The 20,947-nt window shown below is 64.4% G+C and carries 14 protein-coding genes and 1 pseudogene; 5 read left to right on the top strand and 10 right to left on the bottom strand.

Annotated features, from left to right (window positions below):
* On the top strand, positions 1 to 2,451 hold the full coding sequence (locus OG300_RS41955) for a hypothetical protein (RefSeq protein ID WP_331722856.1): 2,451 nt from the start codon (positions 1 to 3) through the stop codon (positions 2,449 to 2,451).
* A gap of 235 nt (positions 2,452 to 2,686) precedes the next feature.
* Here OG300_RS41955 and OG300_RS41950 read toward each other — a convergent pair whose 3' ends face one another.
* On the bottom strand, positions 2,687 to 3,295 hold the full coding sequence (locus tag OG300_RS41950) for an IS5 family transposase (protein WP_331723127.1): 609 nt from the start codon (positions 3,293 to 3,295) through the stop codon (positions 2,687 to 2,689).
* 237 nt (positions 3,296 to 3,532) lie between these two features.
* Here OG300_RS41950 and OG300_RS41945 point away from each other — a divergent pair, with 237 nt between their 5' ends.
* Positions 3,533 to 3,838, top strand: coding sequence for a hypothetical protein (locus tag OG300_RS41945; RefSeq protein WP_331722855.1), 306 nt, complete (start codon positions 3,533 to 3,535; stop codon positions 3,836 to 3,838).
* 48 nt (positions 3,839 to 3,886) lie between these two features.
* On the opposite strand, the gene OG300_RS41940 is transcribed toward OG300_RS41945, so the two are convergent.
* The 6 genes from OG300_RS41940 to OG300_RS41915 form a co-directional block, all read right to left on the bottom strand.
* The gene (locus tag OG300_RS41940; protein ID WP_405499026.1) at positions 3,887 to 6,226 is read right to left on the bottom strand and encodes a tyrosine-type recombinase/integrase; all 2,340 of its coding nucleotides are present in this window, start codon (positions 6,224 to 6,226) and stop codon (positions 3,887 to 3,889) included.
* Between the two features lie 131 nt (positions 6,227 to 6,357).
* Positions 6,358 to 6,648 carry a tyrosine-type recombinase/integrase gene (locus tag OG300_RS41935; RefSeq protein ID WP_405499024.1) on the bottom strand — a complete coding sequence of 97 codons (291 nt, stop codon included), beginning with the start codon at positions 6,646 to 6,648 and terminating at the stop codon, positions 6,358 to 6,360.
* A gap of 20 nt (positions 6,649 to 6,668) precedes the next feature.
* A complete protein-coding gene (locus OG300_RS41930) occupies positions 6,669 to 7,601 on the bottom strand; it encodes a site-specific integrase (protein ID WP_405499022.1) in 933 nt (310 codons plus the stop codon).
* A gap of 49 nt (positions 7,602 to 7,650) precedes the next feature.
* Positions 7,651 to 7,923, bottom strand: a complete 273-nt coding sequence (locus OG300_RS41925) for a transposase (protein WP_331723121.1) — start codon at positions 7,921 to 7,923, stop codon at positions 7,651 to 7,653.
* Positions 7,924 to 8,056: 133 nt separating this feature from the next.
* Positions 8,057 to 9,175, bottom strand: a complete 1,119-nt coding sequence (locus tag OG300_RS41920; RefSeq protein ID WP_331723120.1) for a hypothetical protein — start codon at positions 9,173 to 9,175, stop codon at positions 8,057 to 8,059.
* 68 nt (positions 9,176 to 9,243) lie between these two features.
* The gene (locus OG300_RS41915) at positions 9,244 to 9,990 is read right to left on the bottom strand and encodes a hypothetical protein (protein ID WP_331723119.1); all 747 of its coding nucleotides are present in this window, start codon (positions 9,988 to 9,990) and stop codon (positions 9,244 to 9,246) included.
* Between OG300_RS41915 and OG300_RS41910 the strand changes: the two genes are divergently transcribed.
* Positions 9,977 to 11,113 (top strand): tetratricopeptide repeat protein, encoded by a 1,137-nt coding sequence (locus OG300_RS41910; protein WP_331723118.1) that lies wholly within the window; start codon positions 9,977 to 9,979, stop codon positions 11,111 to 11,113. The genes OG300_RS41915 and OG300_RS41910 overlap by 14 nt on opposite strands.
* Before the next feature lie 373 nt (positions 11,114 to 11,486).
* On the opposite strand, the gene OG300_RS41905 is transcribed toward OG300_RS41910, so the two are convergent.
* Positions 11,487 to 13,388: a hypothetical protein gene (locus tag OG300_RS41905; RefSeq protein ID WP_331723117.1), complete on the bottom strand. Its 1,902-nt coding sequence runs from the start codon at positions 13,386 to 13,388 to the stop codon at positions 11,487 to 11,489.
* A gap of 177 nt (positions 13,389 to 13,565) precedes the next feature.
* On the opposite strand from OG300_RS41905, the gene OG300_RS41900 reads away from it, so the two are divergent.
* Positions 13,566 to 13,697 (top strand): hypothetical protein, encoded by a 132-nt coding sequence (locus OG300_RS41900; protein WP_331723116.1) that lies wholly within the window; start codon positions 13,566 to 13,568, stop codon positions 13,695 to 13,697.
* Positions 13,698 to 13,991: 294 nt separating this feature from the next.
* Here OG300_RS41900 and OG300_RS41895 read toward each other — a convergent pair whose 3' ends face one another.
* On the bottom strand, positions 13,992 to 15,476 hold the full coding sequence (locus OG300_RS41895) for a hypothetical protein (RefSeq protein ID WP_331723115.1): 1,485 nt from the start codon (positions 15,474 to 15,476) through the stop codon (positions 13,992 to 13,994).
* Positions 15,477 to 15,592: 116 nt separating this feature from the next.
* Between OG300_RS41895 and OG300_RS41890 the strand changes: the two are divergent.
* A pseudogene (locus OG300_RS41890) lies at positions 15,593 to 16,183 on the top strand (IS3 family transposase); the annotation flags it as partial.
* Positions 16,184 to 16,963: 780 nt separating this feature from the next.
* On the opposite strand, the gene OG300_RS41885 reads toward OG300_RS41890, so the two are convergent.
* A complete protein-coding gene (locus OG300_RS41885) occupies positions 16,964 to 20,338 on the bottom strand; it encodes an AAA family ATPase (RefSeq protein ID WP_405499019.1) in 3,375 nt (1,124 codons plus the stop codon).
* Positions 20,339 to 20,947 lie beyond the last annotated feature (609 nt).

Raw genomic sequence — 20,947 nt, 5'->3', positions numbered from 1 at the left:
TTGCGTTCGATAGCCGACGGTTCGGCTGCCCGGACCGCGCTGAACGCGGAACTGGGACGGTTGCGTGCACAGCTGCAATGGTTCGTGCGCTCATTGCAGCAGGGCAACCCGCAACGTGGTGAGCATTGCGGATACGCCATCGATGGCCAAGTCCACGAGGTCGCTGCTGCGGAGACGGTCGAGTTCTGGGAAGCGCTGTTGGCCATGTCGCAGTCATGGGAGATCAGGTTCAGCCACTACGGCAACATCACCACCGCGCCGTTGCTCAGGGCTGACCTCGACAGGCTGTTGGGTGACGACTTCGACCTGGCGGCGTGGACCGCGCGCAGCCACGACGTACTCGACGCCGACAAACGCGAACTCGAACACACGCTGACGGTGCTGCGCCACGCTGACTACCGGGCGCTGCTGGCACTGGATGAGTTCACTATCGAATTCGGTAGTGCGCCACGCACTTTCGCGATGATCGTTGGGGACATCGCGGGCTCGGCACTGGTTGCTGACTTGATAGCTCAGGGATACATCGACCCCTACTACTGTGTCTACGTCTCGCAGTACTACGGTGGCCGCGTCAGTGCCAAGGCAATGAAGTTCTTGATGAACAACGTTGCCAGCAACACCCCCGACACCCACTACGACCTCGCCGCGACCGACGTCGAGGCCGTCGTGCGGGAGACCCGCGCCACGTTCCTCAACGACCTCAGCGGCTACAACATCGCGGTCCTGGACTACCTGCTCGTCGCCGGTCGGCGGGTGGACTCGGGTCCGCTCGCCGACACCGACCTCGCCGATGTGCTGCTGGGTCACATCGTCACCCGATGGGGCGAGCACGAGCAGAAATTCCTCAATTCCTACTTCACCGGCGGTCACCGGCAGCACGACGCACTCATGTGGGCGACCCGGAACTGGAGTGAGGTGTTCACCTTCCTGGCCCGAGACGCCGATATTGCCGTCGCGGCCCGAATCCGTTTCACCAGCATTGTTCTGCTCGCTTCGGAACCGACCATGACCTACACCCTCGACGACGACGTGCGAGCCTTCCTGACTCGTTACTACAGCCAGATCAACGCCATCGTCGGCGACCACACCGGCACCGAGACCGCAGCGACCTTCGATATCCTGGACAAGGCGGGATTCGTCTGTGAGGATCTGGCCGTGGTGGCCCCGCGATTGCGTGAGCGGTTGGTCACCGCAGGCCGCTACCGCTGCAGCGCGGCGAACCTGAAATCCGCTGCCGCCACAGCCGACATCGGCTTGGACACGCTATGGGCAGCCAGCCGGCAGGTCTATGAGTTTGCGCTGGCCGACCCCCGATCCTTCAGGGCAGCATTCGACGACGATACCGACACCGAATTCGTCATCACCGACCCGGCAGCGTTCGCCGGCATTCTCGACGATCTCATCGCCACCACCGGTGCGCACGACGCCGACACCGACGCCGACACGGCACGGTTGTGGACGGGCGAGCACCTCGACTGGGTCCTTGCCAACGCCGCACCTGCCTGTCACATCACGGATCTGGCACACGACGCCAACACCACACTGTGGCCGACGCTGGCACGCGCCTCGCGATTCACGTTGACGCTGAACAACGTCCACACCTACCTCGCCGACACCGGGTCGATCGACGAGGAGCTCGCCGGGCATCTGCTACGCACCGGCTCCATCGACACCAGTGCAGAAAACCCCGCCCCCGCCGAGAGCATGCCCACCGCCGCGGACAGGAAAATGACTGTGGCCCTCGCGGTGCTGAACGCGTCATCGACGCTGCCCGACGCCGACTTCCGGACCGACGTGGTCGAACGGCTCGACCTCACCGACTGGGTGGATGTCACTGCCGTGACCGCTGAGCACGGGCGTCTTCTCTCGCTGCTGATCATGCGGCACATCTGCGAGGATTCGGCAGCGACTTTCGCGCACTTCCCCTGCCAGGACTGGGACACCCTCCACCCGGCGATTCTGGCCTCGGGCACGTTCGCAGACTTCGTCAACCCCGATCTCCTCGACGAGCACTCTGTCGAACGCCTCTTCACCACGAACGGGTCGGCTCTCACCGCTGCGCAGACCACGGTGCTGCAGTCCTTGGAAGCCTTCACACCCCACACCGCCCCAGCCGCGCTGCTCGCCGCCGGACGCTACGCCATCGATACCGGCCACCGGCTCGCCGCGCCGCACATCGAGCGGATCGCCGCCGCCACACACGACCCCGTCATCACGATCGCCCTCGTCTCAGCACTACCCGCCTCCCAGATCGCCGCCGCCGAAATCGAGCAGATCCTCAGCCACCTGCCCGATAACTACCCCAAACTCAACCAACCAGGACAGAGTTTCACGCTGCCCGCCGACGACCTGCACCGCGGACTGCTGACACGACTCAAACGCGAGGGTCGGGTCGAGAAATTCGTGCACCGCCGCGCCACCGGCAGATTCTCGGTCACGACCAAGACCTAGAAATTCAATATGGCGGAAACCGTCCGGATTGTGCGCGACTGCGGTGATTGCGATGTTCTCCGTCGCGATTGCGCCGTCGCCGTGGCGGGCCGTGGGGGCGCTGACAAGCAGGCCGGCGGGGTCGCTGAGGGTGTGGCGGAATCATGGCGTCGTTGTCCGGGGCGGTGCGAGGAGGCCAGGTCGTCGCATGGTTGGTGGGTGACGGTGGTTGCCTTAGTGCCTGTGAACAAACTGCTCATTTCCGTGGTTGGGTGCGGGCGAGGCGGCGTGACATGAGCATGACCATGGACCAGGTGACCCAGGCTTCGTGGTGTTCGGGTAGTCGTTCGTAGTCGCGAATGCATCTGCGGCGCAGGCAGATCCAGGCCAGAGAGCGTTCGACGAGCCAGCGGCGCGGTAGCACGACGAAGCTGGTCAGCGGTTCGCTGCGACGGACGATTTCGAGGGTGAGCGCCAGTTTCTGATGTGCCCAGCCGACGAGGTGGCCGCTGTAGGCGCCGTCTGCCCAGACCAGCATGATCGCGGTGAACAGCTCACGCAGTCGGGTCAGGGCGGCGCGGGCGCCGTCGCGGTCCTGGATGTTGGCGGCGGTGACGTGCACGACCAACAGCAGCCCGAGTGTGTCGACGATGATGTGGCGTTTGCGCCCGTTCATCTTCTTCGCGGCATCCCAGCCGCGGGTGGCGGCACCGACGGTTTCGGCGGCGCGCACGGTTTGGGAATCGATGATCGCCGCGGTCGGGTCGAAGTCGCGGCCGGCCGCGACGCGTAGTCTGTCGCGCAGGTCGTTGTGGACGGCAGCGATTTCGCCGCTGGCCCACCAGCGTGAGAACAGGCCGTAAATGGTGCGCCAGGGTGGGAAGTCGCACGGCAGGTTGCGCCATTTGGCGCCGTTGTCGGCTTCTCTGAACTACCGGCCACACCATCCAGCCGCCCGTGTTGCCGAATCCGATCGGGTGACACGCCGTCCCCACCGGCGAGTTTGAGGTCGGAAGCTAACACGTTCGGAATCATCGATCGCTAGGTATCCCTGTGGGTCTAATCAAAACCGAGATTGATATCCCGAGTGGAGGGTCAGCGTATGAACCTGAAGGCAGGGCACTCGCTTGTATTCATTAAGTCCATCTCCTCCCCGGAAATCCCCACGCTCGTCGTCGGGTCTTCACCGGGCAAGCTTCTGCTCGGGTGTGACTGGCAGATCCAAGTTGAGCAGCGCGAAGAAGATGGAACCGACACTGTTCAGGTAGTGGCTCCCTCCGATTCGCCTGCCTACAACCAGATTCCCGAATTCTTCGCTGCTCTCGACGAGCAGAAGCCGCGCAGTATCGACGAGGTGATCGCGATAATTGAGGATCTGGGAGGCAGCGTCGCCGTTCAACGAGAGTGAGCTTGCCTCGGCCAGATTGCGACCGCGTCACCGTTCGGAAGCTGTTGTCTAGGTGTCAGTTTGGGTGATTGTCGGTGTGCCGAGGTTGACGATCACGGTTCGCCGGGCTGCTTCCTCGTCGAGTTGGGCAAGTTTGCCTTCAGCACCGGCGAGGCTGACTTGCAGGCCCTCGATCTCGCCGAGCCATCCCTCCCGCTCCGCTTCGCTGATCCGGTCGGCGAGGTTGTCTCGGATTTCTTCCAGCCGGGCGCGTTGCTGCGGATCCGGCCGCAGCAGCGAACACCTGACACAAGCGTGCTCATGAATACAAGGTGTTGAGAAGGCACGGGCGCAGATGCCGACCGATAGCTTGCGTTTCTCGAAGTGGGCGAGGAACTCGTCCCATTCGGTTTCGGTCGGCGTGCGGTATTCAGCGCTGGGACGCTCCGACCGGCGGCGGGCGATGAATGCGCGGTAGGACTCGATCGCCTCTTCGGGGTAGACGGCCTTGTATCCCATTGTGGTCTCGATGTTTTCGTGGCCAGCGATGATCTGGGCGATGCGGGGCGGAAGCCCGTTCATAATGGCGTCGGTGATGAATATCCTGCGGAAGTCGTGGGGCGTGAAGTGCAGAGGTTGCCCCGTATCGTCAGTCAAGCCGGTAGTAGCCAGGGTTTTGTTCAGTAGCTGCTTGACTGCGGAGGCAGGGATGCCGCGGATTTCGCTGCCGGTGCGCCTCTGAAATAGCAGCGGCATCGGCGGTGACCAAACCCGCTCGTGCCGGTCGTAGGCGGTGACCATCGGGACCATGCCGTCCGTGCCACGGACCCGCTGGAGCACGGCACTCAGGACGTCGGCGAGCTCTGGACTGATGAGAAGTAGCCGTTCGGCATCGGATTTCGACGGGGCGATCTGCAGCAGCGGGACGAGTTCGCCGGTCGAGGGCAGCCGGTATTCGGTGATCGCATGGTGGGCGAGCTCCAGCAATTCCTCGACGCGAATACCGGTGTGGCGCAGGGCCTCCAGGATGGCCCAGGCCCAGAAGGCGTCGTCTTCCTCGGCTGCCAGGTCGCGCCGTTTGTCGGTGTCCGGATCGCTGGCCCAGACCAGTGGCGTCCTGAGCAGGTTCCTGGCCAGGACAGGGCGATGCCAGCGTTGACCATCGACGTCGAAGTCCTGGCCCGGATCGACCGATCGGGCCGCGCGCAGTCGTCGGCTCGCTAGTTCCAGCTGGTTTTGGGCGGTCTTGACCAGCAGTGGAAGCACGGGCAGTCGCTCGCGAGTGCGCTGGTCCATCCGGGCCTTGCGATGCTTGTTGACCTTGCTCTGGCGGATGGTGAGGTCGCGGTCGCGCACTGGACATGGTGCGACCCATGGTCCCCAGCGGGCAGGCTCTTCCAGTGCCCACTGCGCGATGTCCTGGTAGAACGCTCGGACCGCGGTCAGCTCGTTGTCCGACAGCCGCCGAATCCGCTCCTGCGTGGTGGTGCCGTCGGCGTGCTTGACCTTGCGTGTCCGGTATTGCCGTCGCTCCTTCCAGGCGGCCGCGATCTCTGGTGCCAGGTGCAGCGAGTCGATGCCGGGATGATGGCGCTCGAGGTCGGCCCAGAACTTGCCACCGAGCATGAACGCCAGCTGGTCCAAGGTCGTGTAGTCCACGGTCGGTTGACGTTCGCGCAGGTAGTCCAGGATCACGGCGCGGACCGGCTGGCAGGCGATCGAGTAGCGATCCAGCAGTGCCTCCAGGCTGCGCTGTCCCGTGGTGTGGGCCAACGCCCGAAAGGTGGCAGGTGCGTGGGCGGGCACGATCCCGACCTGCCGCAGCAGCGTGTAGGCCGCAGACATGTAGGTCGCCCGTCTTCCCGCCGTTCGACGCAGGTCGTATGCCTGGACCAGATCGCCGACAGTCACCTCGGCGACCGTCCCGCCCTTGGCCGCAACGATTTTGGCAATCATCGCGATCGCCGCCGATCCCTCGGCTTGCAGCGCTGGCGTTGTCGTGACCGCGTCGCGCAGCAGCGCGAAGCCTTCAGGATCACGGACTCGACCGATCTCCCGGGTCAGAAATGCCGCGTTGTTCTTGCGCTGCAGCAGATGTGCCAGCGACGGGCGCAGAACGTCCAGGCTCATCAAGACCAGGAACCCGCTGGCCAGCTCGGTCGGGTTCCTTGTCACCGTGCCCACGGACTGCTCGGCCAGCCAGCGCCCGGCGCTCTCGCGCCACTGCGCGCGGTGCTCGGCCTGCGAGGAACGCCATCGCTGCTGCCAGGTGTTTCCCGGGAACGAGGACAACCACATCAGCAGCCGCTCGGCGCCGCGGCGTTGATGCCGGCCACTGTCTCGGTTGACGGTCGATGTCGCCTCAGCAACCAGATGCAGAACCTCCCCGGCGGCGAGCGCGGTCCGCACCCAGGAATCGGCCGTCTGCCGGGCGGGATACTGACCTCGGAGTGCCTGCAGCGCAGAATCATTCGCGTTCGGTGTCACCACAGGGCCTGCGGGAGACGCTGCGAGCGCGGGCGACTTGAGCAGCGAGGGACTCACAGCTTGCGCCCCAACAGGATCTGAAGCGAGGACGGGTTGTAACCCGGTGCCGGTGCCGGCGGTGGTGCTTCCTTGCGCCGCGCATGGTGCGCGACCACCCGTTCGATGACCTGCTCTTGCGTTGGGACGGTATAGATCTCGGTGGTGCTCAGATGTGCGTGGCCGAGAATCCATTGGACGTCGGTCAGGCTCATGTGCGGGTCCGATGCCATCCGCTGGGCTGCCGTATGGCGAAGATCGTGCAGCCGCCAGTTCGCGCCGATCCGATCGTTGACCCGTTCGAACATGCGGTGCGCGGCGTGGTAGGTCAGTGGCCGGAACGGTCGGCGCAGCGTCCACCACAGCGGTTGGTTCCGGCCGGTCGGCACCAACCATGCATCTCCTGTTGGTAGAGCCGCAGCCAAACGAACGAGTCGGTGGAGACCGGCACCTGCTGAATCGCGCGACTTCCTTTGCGCTGCACCGTGATCAGCTGACGGCCTGGTTCGACACCGCTCTGAACCAACCCCAACAGCTCTGATGCCCGGACCCCGCTGGAGATCCACATCGCCACCAACGCCCGGTCCCGGTTGGATCCAAGTCTGACGAACAACTCGTCGAACAGGCGGTCCGGGATCGCCTTCGGCAGCCGCTTCGGCGTCGATGGCCGATAGCGGCCGGAACGCTCAGGTTTGAACGGCTGCAACGGATTATGGTGCGCGTGGGCCCGTCCTCCGCGGCGAGAGCGGTGCAAGGGGAACGGGTTCATGACAGGTCCGGAGCCGAGTTCCAAGTGCAGATCGTAGAAGGATCGAAGGACGGTCTCACTGTGCCGGATCGTGCTGGCCTTGTACTTCGCGCCGATCGTCAGCTTGCCTGTGACCGGGTTCGGCGAACCCGGCGCGATCTGCTGACGCCGCGCGGCCACGACCCGCACTTTCGATGGCCTTGGCTTGGCAGTCAGCTGGATCCACCGCGAAAAGTCCCGCGCCTCAATGCTGGTCGCTCGATCCCACGACACCTCGACAGCCCACAGAAACCGGAACCAGCGCAACAGATCCATGCCATACGACCGCAGCGTCGAGGCGGACCGACCAGCAGCCTGCAGGTCACGGAAGAACACGCTCACCGCCTCGATCGATACACCACACGGATCCATCAGGAGGTACGGATCAAACGAATCACCGGTCTCCGCCAGCCGACCGACCCGGGGTATCTCTGCCCTTGCCGGGTCTGCACCCAACGCTTCTCGATCAAGCACCGGAGCATCATGTCAGAAGACCAATACCCTTATCTACCTGCAAAAACGGTCAATTTAGTTCAGTCAACAGGGCCAGGTAGAAGATCGCGTCGATCACAGCGCGGCGGCAGTATTCCTCGGGGCGGCCTCCGGCGCCGTCGAGCCAGACCGGCCACGGCAGCAGCGGTGCGAGCACTGTCCATTGGGCGTCGGTGGTGTCGGAGCTGTAGTGGCGAGCCCGCGCCGGATGGATCGTGCCGTGCCCGAAGCGGCAGGCCGCGCAAGGGCAATCGTTTGCCGAGGGTGGGGTGCCAACGCAGGGATTTGCAGAGTAGAAGGACATGGTGGAACCTGGTGGAGTGCATGGTTTGTGGTAATTCCTGTTGCTACCACCAGGTCCCGCCTCGCAGGCGTCCTCACCGGCCCGACAGCGATGAAACCGCTGCATGAGCACGCCGTGGACCGTCAATCACCCACTACACCAGCGTCATTGGTGATCGTGAAAACCCCGGAAGGTTCCTGCTCGAGCCAGCCGCGCGCACACGGATCGGCAAGGGCCCGGGCAGCACACGCGTGACCGTGGCGGTGGCGGGCGGGGCGCTGGGTGCCGCCGCCTGAGCGTGGCGCGGCTGCACGATGTCGGGGGACGTGCGGGAGTACACCCAGGAGGGGAACGTCGGGTCGACCGGTGATAGCTCGCGGGCGAAAATCGGGTCCAGCGGGGACGGCTCGCGGGGGATGCGCGGGCGCGGCGCCGGTAGCCAGAGGCGCGGCAGCATGAGCCCCAGCGCGGTCAGCGGTGCGGTGGCCACCACGGTGGTCAGGGGGTCGTTCTCGGTGGTGTCGGCGCGCACCTGGGCGAGCTGTTCGAGTAGTACACGCAGATAGGCGGCGATCGTGGTGTGACCCGACCAGTCCGCCTCGGGGAACAACCGCTGCAGGGAGTGCTGCAACACCAGACCTCGGGCGCCGGGTGAACGGGCTGGGTGGGTGGTGGCGTCGAGGAACGACGGATCGCTCACCGCGCTCAGCAGGCGTACCTGATCGGGGTAGAGCAGCGCGGAATGCGGCAACGGCCCGTGGGCGTGGCGGCGGCGGGTGATTTCGGTGGTGCCGACGATGTCGGTGGTGACCTGGTGGGCGAGTTCACCGATGAGCAGGGTGGCGGCACCGTGCCGCTGTGGTGCGATCTCGCGGCGGAAGACGTGCTCAGCGGCGACCGCGGCAGGGTAGGTGTGCAGGTCGGCTTGGGCGGTGCCGAGCCAGCGGCGATGCCTCAGGCACACGCAGCCGGTCGTCGCCGGTGCCGCGGGGGCGTGTTCGTCGGCGCAGCGTCGGCAGCGGGTCGGTTGCAGCGCGGTCGCGAGGACACCGTCGAGAGTGAACGAGTCGGTGTCGAGGCCGGCCCGCTGCGACCACAAGCGCCGTCGAATCGGTTCGCTGCCGGGCCCAAGGGGCAGCAGCCGGTCTTGGCGCATCCAGCGTTCCACGATCTCGGCGGTGGAACCGTTGAGTTCGGCCAGCTTCTCGATGAACGCCTCGAATGGCTGACCGCGGATCAGATGCGGACGAAACAGGAAGGGACGCAACGACATCGGCACTCCAACAGGACGGTCCGCAGGCATGCGGGGGTGGGGAAACGGTGCGCGGTGAGCGGTGTCGCTCACTGCCTGGGGTCGGGGATGAGGCGCAGCAGGTTGGTGTCGGGATCGGTGGCGGGTGCGCCGAGATGGGCGGCGCTGCGGCGGATGTCGGCCAGCCGGTGCAGCAGTGCGGTGATGCGTGCGCGTGCCCGCCACGGCTCAGCGTCGCCGCCGGGCACCGCGATCGTCGCTACGAGCGTGGCGGCGATGCGGGTGCGGTCGTGGTCGGTGCGATCCGGTGCCGTCGCGGTGGCCAGGAAAGCACCATGAGTCAAAGCTCGGGCCAGACGGACCTGTTCGGGGTAGCCCAACGCGACCGCGTCGCTGATGCCGGTGGCGGCGGCACGCTCGGCGAGCTGGCGGGCGCCGAGCAGGCCCGCGGCGACGCAGTCACCGGCCAGCAGCATCACGGGACTGTCGTGCAGCACACCGCGCCACGGCAGGCTCGCGCGGAACCGGCGTTCGGCGGCGAGGATCGCCGCAGCGGTCGCGACGGGGATCTGGTTGTGCCCCAGCCAGATCCGATGCCGTACGCACACCCACCCCCACCCCGGCAGCCGCGCGGTGGCCGTCGCGCCGTGACTGCAGCGACGGCACACGCCGCGCTCGGTGACCGGTTGATCGTGCAGAAGCGGGGGTGTCGTGAACGCGGTCGCCGGCAGCGTGCCCAGAGCCCGCCACACCGCGGCCCGCGCCGGCGTGTCGCGGGCAACACTGGCCGGCAGGAGCCCGCGGTGGCGTAACGCGTGTTCGGTGAACGAGCCCATCCCGGTGATCGACGACAACCTGTGCGCGGCCGTGCATGTCGCCGCGGCCGCACTGGGCAGGGAATTCGCCGGTGTGGCGCCGGCGGTGCTGGCAATGCTGCTGTGCGGGCGACTGATGGCGGTGGGCCCCCAGGAATCGGCTCTGCCGCGGGGCTGGAGTGCGATCGAGTTCGGTGAACACGCCAGCCGGGTCTCCGGTGGCCTGGCCATGCATGTCGATCCGATCTGGAAGGTCTTGGCTGCGCAGACCTGTTTGGTGCTGGCGCAGGCCTACGCGTTCGCTGGACGTGTCCAGGAAGCGCTGCGCGCGATCAGTTCGGCGATGATCTACGGATTTCAAGTCGAAGACTCACGGGTCATCGCCGAGGCTGTCGTGGTCGCCGAACCGATCGTGACCCTCCACGGCCGCCGCGACACCGCCGCGGTGCTGCTGGGCTATCTCGAGCAGTTCCGAGATCAGCAACTGGCACCACACATGACGGTGCAACTGCTGTTGGCGCACGCGAACGTGCTGCGGATGCTGGCACGCATCGACGACGCGGCTGACCATTGCGATCGAGCCCTCGCAGCCATCGCCGCCGACCCTGACGAGGTGTCACTGCTGCTGCGGGTGAAAGCGTTGACCACTGCGGCACTGCTGGCACGCGACCGCGGCGACAGCGCCGCCGGGTTGCGTCACGCGCTGGCGTTGGTGGAACTACACCAGCGCCCGCAGGCCGCCACCGACATCCCGCCACTGACCCAGATCCTCAACCTGCATACAGCCGCCGACGCCGCGGTCACCGAAGGCAGCCTCGACACCGCCGCACAGTTGCTGGCACGCGCCCGGGACCAGGTGGCCGACACCGGCTTCGGAGATTCCGCACTGATCGCCGCTGACCTGGCGGCAGTCTCCGCGCGCCTGGCCACCAGACAGGGCAAGTTGAAGGTGGCGCGTACCGAATTCGAGTCTGCGATCACACTGTTGGAGTCGATGGGCGAGGGATTTCGGCCTCGCCTGCCCGCAGTGCTGGTCGGATTGGGCGATGTCCTTTACGCCCAGAACCACCCGCACGACGCGGGCGCCCTGGTCGAGCGGGCGTTGGCGATCGACGAAAGAAATCTATCCTGCCGATCATCCTGAACTCGAGCACGAACACATGCGCTTAAGGTTGTGGAAAACCAGACTGAGGGGTGCCCCGGCGCAACCCGACGAGCCCGACGCCCATCGCATCCACGACGAGTGAGCACTCACCCGACCACGCCCGAACCCTTCATCCGACAGTCCGTCGCTCTGCTCGTACACCGACCATCACCTCCCGGAAACGCCTCCGAATCTGCTGGCCTGCAACGAGTTCCGCTCTCACACGAGACCTCAGAGCGATGCCGGGTGAGTGGAGCTGCGCGACCGCGTTTGCCGACGTGTTGATATATCGGCCTCCCGTCGTGCAGACGTGGCGTGTGAGAGGACGGTGTGTGCAGGCGACCGCGCTCGGGCCTGTCAACGGCGGGCCGTCTCAGGATTGCGAGCTGTCGGGATCGGGTCGGCTGGTGCCCTTCGGCTCGTCCTGGATGGCGACGACCGCGGCGGGGGACTGCGGTAGGGGTGCCGACGGTTGCGGGTGCGCAGGGTCGGGAGCCGCTGCCACGGTGACGGGTTCGGGTTGCGACGGTGCGGGCGCAGGTGCTTCCTGCTCGGGTGGGCGGGGGCCGAGCACGTAGGCGCGCAGATCGATGTCGATCGGTTCGGTGGCGATCACGGTGCGCTCCAGGTCGAGCAGCGCTTGGTCGCCGGGGCGGCAGCCGATCGCGTGCTCGATCGCGGTGAGTGCTGCGGCGTGCTCACCGTCGAGTTGGTGGGCGTGCGCGGCGCGGACCCAGAGGGCTGCGTCGAGTCGGGGATGCAGTTCCAGGGGCTTTCGGCGCTGCAGCTCTGTCATGCGCGCGTCGGCCAGCTGCTGCAGTTGCGCTGTCGTCCAGTCGGGAGTCTTCGCGAGCAGCATGCTGATGGCGAAGGAGTAGATGTTCGGACCTCGCAGCTCGTCCACGGCGATCGTGAGGAGCTTCTCCGGTGCGGGGCAATGCATGTCGCTGTGGGTGACCATGTGCCACAAGTAGTAGATCGTCAGCAGAGGCAGCCGTACGTCGCTCTTGCGTGTGTCGGGGACGATGGTTTCGATCCGCTGCAGGGCTGGGCGCATGTCGATGTACTGCTCGGCGCGCCCGGACAGGGCTTCGATGAGGTGGGCGATGTATTCGCCGGCGCGGGTGGCGGCTACTTCCGCTGCCATGGCTTCGGCGTGGCCGAGGTAGTACTCGGGTGCCAGCCGGGCGTGGACGAGGTTGGGCAGGTGTTCACGCCAGCGGAAATCCTCGTCCCGGCCGGTGGGGGCACGGTCGACGAAGGTGCGCACTACGTGGCGGGCGAGTCGATCGAGTCCGCGATGGGTCAGCATGGGGTCTCCGCTGACGGGGTCGAGCACCTCGGCGTCACCGACGAGCGGCCAGGCGCGGGGGTCGAGGTGGCGAAGCTCGTGCAAGTTCTTCGAGCGTGCCGTGTATGCGGCCGAGACCAGTCGTGGCAGCGCCGCCGCGCGCACTGGCGCGGTCACGGTGGTGGCTTCTTCGCGATAGAAGCTGGGACGCACGTGTGTGAGAACGAATTCGCTGTAGCGGCTGCGGATTCCGGCGCGTTCGGCTTCGAGGATCGCCTCACGGATGGGCGTGGCGGTGTCGTCGTCGAGTGCGCTCAGTGCGGGGTCGAGGATCTTTCGTTTGCGTGAGTCGAGGCGTTGCCAGTTCGTCCTCGCCGCGTCGGTCTCGGCCGACAGCGATTCCAGGGCGGCGACGTAGTCGGTGTAGGACAGGGTCGGGTCTTCTGCGACTCGTTGACTGGCGGTGACGATGCGCCGCATCGCGGCCAGCGCGGCGGTGTAGGACTCACGGCGCAGGCCGAGTACCGTGGACAGGAATTGTTGCAGGTCAGCTATCTGCTCTTCGGTCAGGTAGCGACCGGGAGTGAAGACGCCCGGCAAGATGTCGGCCGGTGTGACGGGAGTGCGGTAGGTGCCCGATGGTGGGCCGATGAGCCGCTCGGCGGTGTCGTGGTTGGTGGTGACGGTCGCGCCGAGCGCGAAGGACAACACCGTGGCCAGATCATCGATGATCGCGCTACCGCCGGTGGATCTCAGGAATTCGTCGGTGCCGTCGTCGCGGACGGCTTCGAGGCGTTCGGTGACGCAGACGAGCATGGTCGAGACCCGTGCGGTGTGGTCGGTGGTGGGTATCAGGTGGCCGATACCGAGGTCGATCCGGTCGCAGGTCCACGGTCCCCACAGGTTGGTGTAGAGGGTCCGGCGATGTTCGGTCTCGTAGAGTGCGACGTCGCGGAAATACATGCCGGTGATGACTTGCAGCATCGTGCCAGCATCCCATGGGGCGCAAACGGTTTGACCCGCCGCGGCGACCGCGACGGGGCGATCGTCCGATACGCGGATGCGGCGGCAGGGAGGACGACTGGCTCGTCGGGGAGGCGAAGTGGAGGTCACTCAGATCGCCGTGGCAACGTTTCTGTGCACCGGGGCGTCCGATCTTGCATGGAACTCGATGACGATGAACGTCAGGCGTTGCGTGAAGAGGGTGTCGATCCCGATGACCCGCAGGTGGTCCTGAGCCAGCAACGTGTGTCGAAGTTGTTACGCTGCTATGGAATATGGCTGCGCAGCTGAAGTTGCTGCCGTTTCATTTCGTCTCCGCGTGGCGCACACGGCGTGGAGCTCGGCGGCATTGCGCGCGGCGTTGTTCGGCGACCTGCCTGCGGGTACCGACACGCCGCCCACTTGGGTGACGTGCCGGTACCCGGGTGGACGCACCGACTGGTCGGGATCGAGGTCGGCGTCGCTGAGCGTCGCACGATCGAGAGAGTTTATGTAGGGAATGACCGCCAGACTTGTCACTGGGTCCGTAGTTGCGGCTCAGCCCCGCCGGGCGGGGGCGTCGAAGGTATCGAGTCTGATGAGGTCTCAGGGTTTTCGGGTTTGCGCGCGCCAGAAGGCTTCGCCGGTCAATGACGGCTGTGCCTGATTCCACGCGTGTTGCGTCGGAATGAGCATGCCGTTGACCGATCGCAGGTGACTCGGCGTGCCGATTTCGATCTGGCGGTGCGGTGGCACCCCGTCGAGGACCGTGAACGGCAGTGTCATTCCTGCTGTCGCGCCCGAGCGGGCGACCGCGCTGATGAACAGGCATTCCCCTCTGTCGGGGTGATACTGCGGCGGGACGTGACCCCCGTCCACGGTGGCCTGGAAGGGCGCGGTCCAGGCCTCGCCGATGATAACAACGACGTCAGCTTGATTTTCGAGGGCAATCAACGCTATTTCGCTGGCGAGGGCATGCTTTCCTTGAGAATCGATGGTCATGTGCAGTCTGCTGTCACACATTGCTCCGTTGCGGAAGTAGTGCGTGAAGCATGCATGGTCCTGTCCGCTCCGCAGAATTCCAGATGCCAATTCGCGGTAGAATTCAACGAGTTCGGCGAGCTGTTCGGATGTCTGCAGTTTCCCGATTCTTTCTGTCGGGAAGTCAGGATGCTCTCCGTACGGTTTCTGTGTGTCTAGGACTTCTTGGATATCGGGGTCGAACTCTGATCGGTGACTGATGAACTCTGTGACTACGGTGCCGTCCACCAGTCGGCGTCTGGTCGTACGGATGTTACGGGTCGACAGCATGCACTGCAGACCCCCGCGAAAAGGGATCCGATCGATCTCTTCGATGGTGTATTCGAGCGGGTTGCCGTCATCGCCGATCGATACAGCGACGCGAGCGAGTTTTCGATCGAGGAGCTCGTGGCAATTGAGTACCAATTCGCGCAGTCGACCGTATGCATGCGCCAGCACTGTGAGGAGTTCGTATCCGGGCATGTCGGCGGAGACCCACCGACGCTCGAATAGTACGCTGGCACGCTGGCGGACCATCAAGGGGAGGTCCAGTTGTCGCAGATCCGAGAGGATCTCTGCTGCGGACATCCCGACGGGGACCTGTGCGGTGGATTCTCTCATGTTGGCGTAGTCGCAGCGCAAGAATTCGTCCCAAGTTCGCTGCTCTCGGGCGATGAGGTCGGCTTCGTCCGTGTAGTCGATGACGAACGCAACGTTCAGTCGGGAGTGGGTTTCCAAGTCGCCCTGTTTCACCACCTTATTTCTGGAATCGACAATCCAACGCAAGATCTTGTCGGCGCGCATCGTGGTTTGTTGCGGTTCGTACCATGATGAGAAATTCGGCACAGCGGACTTCGCCGCTTGTAATGCAAAGGTGACATTGCGGAGAGCCTGGATCGTGGAGTTCAGTGCAACTCGAAAGTCTTCAGGGTCTTGGTATGAGCGAGCGCAGTCGTGCCAGTGACGGTGCACTTCACGCAGCCGCGCCTCGGCGGCATTGAGCGGACAGTCGTCAGCGCAGGTTCGATACTCGAACTCACACCAGGAGGCCGACCTCACGATCTGGTTCATGAGTGAACATTAGGGTGTCGACGGTCGACGTGACAATCAGATTTCTCGACCAACCTCATCAGCCAGCACCATCGCTGTCGCTCGACATTCGCTGCCAATTCCACTCCCAGCAGCGGATCTGGTCGGTATTCGCTCGTAAACGTGGGCTCAACAGACGGGCGGGGCCACCGGTTCATGACGATCTGGTGGCTCGAGCGTTCACCGCGACGGCACCAAATCGTTTGTGGCTCACCGACATCACTGAACATCGCACGAGTGAAGGAAAGCTCTACCTCTGCGCGATCAAGGACTGCTTCTCCAACCGGATCGTCGGCTATTCGATCGACGAGCGCATGACCGCCGCGCTAGCGGTGGCGGCACTGCGCAACGCGGTCGCGATCCGCTCACCGGCCGGCACTGTGGTCCACTCCGATAGGGGCAGTCAATTTCGTTCCCGCCGATTCGTTCATGCGTTGTCAGCCAACGGATTACGAGGCTCGATGGGCCGAGTCGGAGCGTGTGGCGACAATGCCGCGATGGAGTCGTTCTTCGCCCTGCTGCAACGCAACGTCCTCGACCGTCAGCACTGGTCAACCAGAGAGGAGCTGCGCCTTGCGATCGTGATCTGGATCGAGCGGACCTACCATCGCCGCCGACGGCAACGCCGACTCGGCCGCCTGACACCGATCGAATTTGAGACAATCAATCAGCCCGCGCTCGCGGCCTGAAACACCACACCCCGCGAGTCAACCGAACTCGGGGCAGTCCCCTCCGAATCCAGCCGAAGATCCGGAGCTATTGCCAACAGGAACTCGACAACCTGAGCCAGATCCGGAGGAGGCGAACCGCAGGTTCGTATTGGACGCATCCACGCAGTTCAAAGCACCGGTGCCGGGGAGCGGCCGGTTGCCAACTTCAATGCGACTACGTCCTGAATTCCGGAGAATGCCACGTTCCGTGCGAAAAATGCCAACTAGACCGCGAACGGACACGTAAGGCAGGATTCGCGTGGGCCTGCGGGGGCGGCAGTCATCACCGTAGGTTTACATAAGAAATGTTATCGGCGATCTAATGATATTGGGCGGCAACATGAGTCGGCCTTCGTGTCTGCTCGAGCATGTAAGCGGATTGCAGCACCGGACCCTCCCTCTCTCGTAGGGACTACGCAATACGGGCCGCGGAGACGCTTCACTTTGACGACCTTTCGGCCACCGAGATGCGCCCGCCACTATTCGTCACGTGACGAATAGTGGCGGGCGCTTGCTGGTGTTGGCGTAGCGATGGGAGGCGTCTTCAACTTACGAGGGTTGATCGACCGAAGGCCGCGGCTGCTGAGGGACATACTGACATTAAGTGCAAACATCGCTATATTTCCATTAATGGATATATGAAGCCTGTCAGGGGGCCTGACACCTCGCCTGCCGGTCCTTCGGGCGGTACGGTCTTTTCTCTGGTCGTCGTCGATCCAATGACTCTCGTCGATTGCACGTAAGAGGCCTTGGAGTGTGTCACCACGAGGTCTGCTGCGCCAACCCCACTGCGACCTGAACTCGCGACGTAAGATTCAGCTTTGTCAGAATGCTGGAGACATGCGATTGGATTGTCCGGGGAGACAAGAACATTCGGGTGGCGATCTCGGAGTTCGATCGACCCTGGGCTATTTGGGCGGCGACCTTTCGTTCGGTGGGCGTCAACGCGTCCCAGCCGGTCTTGGGCCGTTTTCTGGGACCTCGGCGCCCGCGCCGGATCCCAAGCCCTCGCATCCGGGTCTCAGCTCGCGCGGCGTCCCAAGCAGCGTCCAGTCCGGTGTAGAGCTCGACCGCTTTTTCCAGTGTGGACAGTGCGTCCTCTTGTCGATCCCCAGTGGCGAGCAGTATCGCGAGGTTCTCCAGGGCTTGAGCCTCGTACCAGGGCTGACCCGAACCTCGGTAGGTCTCTGCCGATTCGGCGACGAGCTCGACGTCACCTTCGGCCAGACCGCGGCACAGCAGAGCATTCGCACGACGGCTCGCGGTGTGGCCACGTGCGTCCAGGACCTCCGCTGCCGCTGCGACCCGTTCGGCAATGTCGTGTCTGCCCGTGGCAGCCGCCAACCGGGCGAGATCTGGGTGGAGTGGGTACGCCGTAGCGGCGGTCGTTTCGTCAGTGAGGTCGGCGACGACGTCGGACAGCACCGTCAGTGCTTGTTCAGGACGGCCATGTGATTCGTGGACCAGTGCCTGAACCCAGGGACGCAGGTGGGTCGTGTTGCGGGTTCCTATCAGCTCGGCTGGCTGTGGCAGGGCCGCAGCATCGTCGGAGTAGGTGCCGCGTCGCACAGCGACCAAAGCGGCAAGGCATTTCGCGGCTGACGAGTAACCGAACACGTCACGTTCGGTGGGGAGGGCACGCAGGTCGGCGAGCGCCTCATCCCACCGACCTTGCAGGTAGTGCGTATGCGCCAGGTCCAATCGAATCAACCCGAGGTACGTACCGGAGGTGCTTTCGCTCAAGCGGAGAGCCAGCGTGAACGACTTCTCCGCGGACGCGTAGTCACCGCGTTCTCGATGGCAGCGTCCGCTCAGCGAATAGGGGTCGATTTGAGGGACCCGCCGGCGGTCGGCACTTTCGTAGTCTTGTACCAGTTGATCGCCGAGGTCTTGTGCTTCGTTCAGAAACCCCTGCTGATAGCGCAGCAAGCCCAGTCCGGCCGCACCGAGGCCCCCGGCGACCGGATCCGAGAGCGCGTCTCCGGAGGAGATCGCGAGTGCCGATGCCCTCTCCGCCATGTCGAATCGTTGTTGGAACAGATATGAGAGACCGCAAAAGCCGAGGAACTGCCCCCGCTGCAGCGGTGAAAGGTCGGACCAAGTGAGTACGGATTCAGCGACGGCGAGCGCATCGGCGACCTTTCCTTGCGCGAGACAGGCATGGGCCAGCAACCATTGCAACGGGCTCTCCACTGCCGGGTCGCGATCGGCTGAGGTGACCACTTCTGACAATGTCTCTCGAGCTGCGGCTTCGGCCTCCATGGGGCTTCCGTTCCACAGCAGCGCCCTGACCTGCCAGAGGCGAAGGGTATCCGAACGAGAGCTATCCAGTCCGGGCGTTCGCACCGCTCGACTGATCAGGCTGACCGCGAGCCCGGGAGCGCGCGCAGTCAGTCTTTCGGCTACATCGATCAGCCAGTCCAGGATGGCGGTATCGAGCGGAGTATCGCCGGCAAGCAAATAGGCGGCGATGCGCTCGACCGGGGCGTCCATCGACATCAGCACCCGTGCGGCCCGCAATTGCAGTGTGATCCTCGTCGAGGGGGGCAACTGTTCGGCGAGAACCTGGCGAATGAGATCGTGGCGGAAAACAAGGTCGCTGCCGGACCGAACGAGAATTCCAGCTTCCACCGAGGCGCTGATGACGTCCCAGACGTCTATCAGGGCCGCGCCGAGTACCGACGACAGTTCGATGGCCTCGACGTCGGTTCCAAGCGAGGCAGCCATAGGCAGTATTTGTCGCGATCGTGGGGACAGGAAGTCCAAGCGGCGGACGATCACGTCGGTGAGCGGCTCGGGCAACTGAATCGGTGTCGGGCGCCAAGTCGGCTGAGTGTCAGGGTCCGGCTTGATTTCCCCGAGCTCGATCATCCCGGCCTGCATCAAACCGGTGACCAGCTCGATGATGTAGAGCGGGTTACCGCCGGCGCCTGCCACGATGTCGGACAAGCGAGGCCCAGCGGCCGAGCCGAACGACGTCTCGACCAGTGTCACGACGTCGGTGGCATTCATGGGGCCCAGTCGGAGATGCTCGGCGCCCCATGCCTCGAACTGGCTGAGCAGGCTCGAGAGATCACCCTCGCGCGGTAACGGTCGCAGCGCGATGAGGATGAGAATCGGGAGCTCGCTGGCGTATTCGCCGAGTCGTTGCAGCATCAGCAAGCTCGATGGATCCACCCAGTGGGCGTCGTCCATGATCAGCATGAGCGGAGCTGCTGTGCAGAGGTCCGTGAATCCGGTGATGAACGATTCGATCTGTGCGATCTCGCGGCCGATGGCCACACTGGTGATGTCGGCGTCCGCTGGGCCGATCGTGTCGGATTGGTTCCAGGCTGTGGGCAGTAGCGATGCCGAGGCGGCGAACGACACGCGGTGTCCGAGTTCTTTCGCTGCACCGCGTAGGACCGTCATGCCCTCGACGCTCGCGTGCCGTGCCGCGGCCACCAGTAGCGCGGTCTTGCCGATTCCAGGTTCGCCTTCGACTATGACAATCGCGCCGTGCCCGGACGTAGCTTGCTGAACCGCTGCGTGTATTCGTTCGAGCTCGTCACGGCGACCGATGAGTTGGCCGATCAGGCCCTGCCGTCGGCCTGATGCGGGCGCCGCAGCGGTGCGCGCGCCTCCTGTGAGAGCGTGCGTTACCGGGTGTTGGGACTCTGGTGTCATCGTTCCTGCTGCCTGCGCATCGTGTGCGAACACCGACGTGTCTCGTGCGATCGGCTCGGATCTGTGCCGTTCCGCAATCCGGATGAGTCCGCTGCGGCTCGACGCAGCTTGGATGGCGGACAGAAAGCTTCGCATATGTCGCCCCGAATTCCGCCGATTCGAGGGATTGACCTCCTGGTAAGTAGGTGTCGAACCACAACGCTCCAGATACCGCGCTCGGATGCCGACCTTGGTGTCCGCTTGATTTCGACGCGTTGGTCCAGTGGCACCAAAGCGGAACGCACGGAAGCGCGCCTCGCTCCTCTTGGCGGTGTACTGATCTACTAGTAAGTCGGATTCTTGCAGCTTCCAGCTGATAGTCAAGAGCTGATCGACAATCCCGCCGCACACGCGATACGGTCGGATCACAGTGCCCAGGAACACGATGAGTTGTGCACGAGTCTCTCCGGCATCATCCTTCGAGAACATCGAATGCGACTGCGCGGCATGCTCGTTGCGGAATTCGAGGCTTTGCCGGAGCCGATGCGGTGGTGGGGAGTCGAGTTCTGGACCGAAGCTCGGCGTAGTTGCCGGATGTCGGTGTCTCATGCCAGGGCCGGAGTCGGCCAAGCTCGCCGTCGGCCGGTCGCCTTCGGCGGGGCGGGCGTCAGCTCGTTCCGAAGGCGCAATGCGCGTTGCGCGGCTACGTTGCGATCGGGTGGCTTCCGAGTGCAACGGCTCCCACGTTGCTGGCCGAGCTCTCAGCCGTTCGACGTCAACGGTCTGTCTGTCGTCCCAATCCCTGGCCATCGGTGTCGTAGTCCGAATGGCGCCGAAATTGGAGGTCCTCCAGCGTGAGTTCGATCGGTTTCGATTCAGGTAATCATGCTCGATCCGCTGACCTCATTTGCGAGCCACTGTACGTGTGGCAGCTGCGTTGCCTCTTCTTTCGCGCCACGATCAAGCACCGGGCACATAATTCTCGAAAATGGCACTTCCCACGGACATCCGTTGATCGCCAACGCGTCAGTCTCCCAACCCGCACCTCCTCGGTGGGTACCCGCTAGATATCCGACGCCAGTGTCTCCAGGTATCTCT

It is taken from the genome of Nocardia sp. NBC_00511 (assembly GCF_045161165.1).
Taxonomy (GTDB): Bacteria; Actinomycetota; Actinomycetes; order Mycobacteriales; family Mycobacteriaceae; genus Nocardia.
This window is presented reverse-complemented; position numbering and strand designations above follow the sequence as displayed.

Excerpts from the sequence above, each read along its gene's own strand:
- OG300_RS41945 (WP_331722855.1), top strand. The coding sequence starts at position 3,533 with ATGAACCTGAAGGCAGGGCACTCGCTTGTATTCATTAAGTCCATCTCC.
- OG300_RS41935 (WP_405499024.1), bottom strand. The coding sequence starts at position 6,648 with ATGTTCGAACGGGTCAACGATCGGATCGGCGCGAACTGGCGGCTGCAC.
- OG300_RS41925 (WP_331723121.1), bottom strand. The coding sequence starts at position 7,923 with ATGTCCTTCTACTCTGCAAATCCCTGCGTTGGCACCCCACCCTCGGCA.
- OG300_RS41920 (WP_331723120.1), bottom strand. The coding sequence starts at position 9,175 with ATGTCGTTGCGTCCCTTCCTGTTTCGTCCGCATCTGATCCGCGGTCAG.
- OG300_RS41915 (WP_331723119.1), bottom strand. The coding sequence starts at position 9,990 with ATGGGCTCGTTCACCGAACACGCGTTACGCCACCGCGGGCTCCTGCCG.
- OG300_RS41905 (WP_331723117.1), bottom strand. The coding sequence starts at position 13,388 with ATGCTGCAAGTCATCACCGGCATGTATTTCCGCGACGTCGCACTCTAC.
- OG300_RS41900 (WP_331723116.1), top strand. The coding sequence starts at position 13,566 with ATGGAACTCGATGACGATGAACGTCAGGCGTTGCGTGAAGAGGGTGTC.
- OG300_RS41895 (WP_331723115.1), bottom strand. The coding sequence starts at position 15,476 with ATGAACCAGATCGTGAGGTCGGCCTCCTGGTGTGAGTTCGAGTATCGA.
- OG300_RS41885 (WP_405499019.1), bottom strand. The coding sequence starts at position 20,338 with ATGTTCTCGAAGGATGATGCCGGAGAGACTCGTGCACAACTCATCGTG.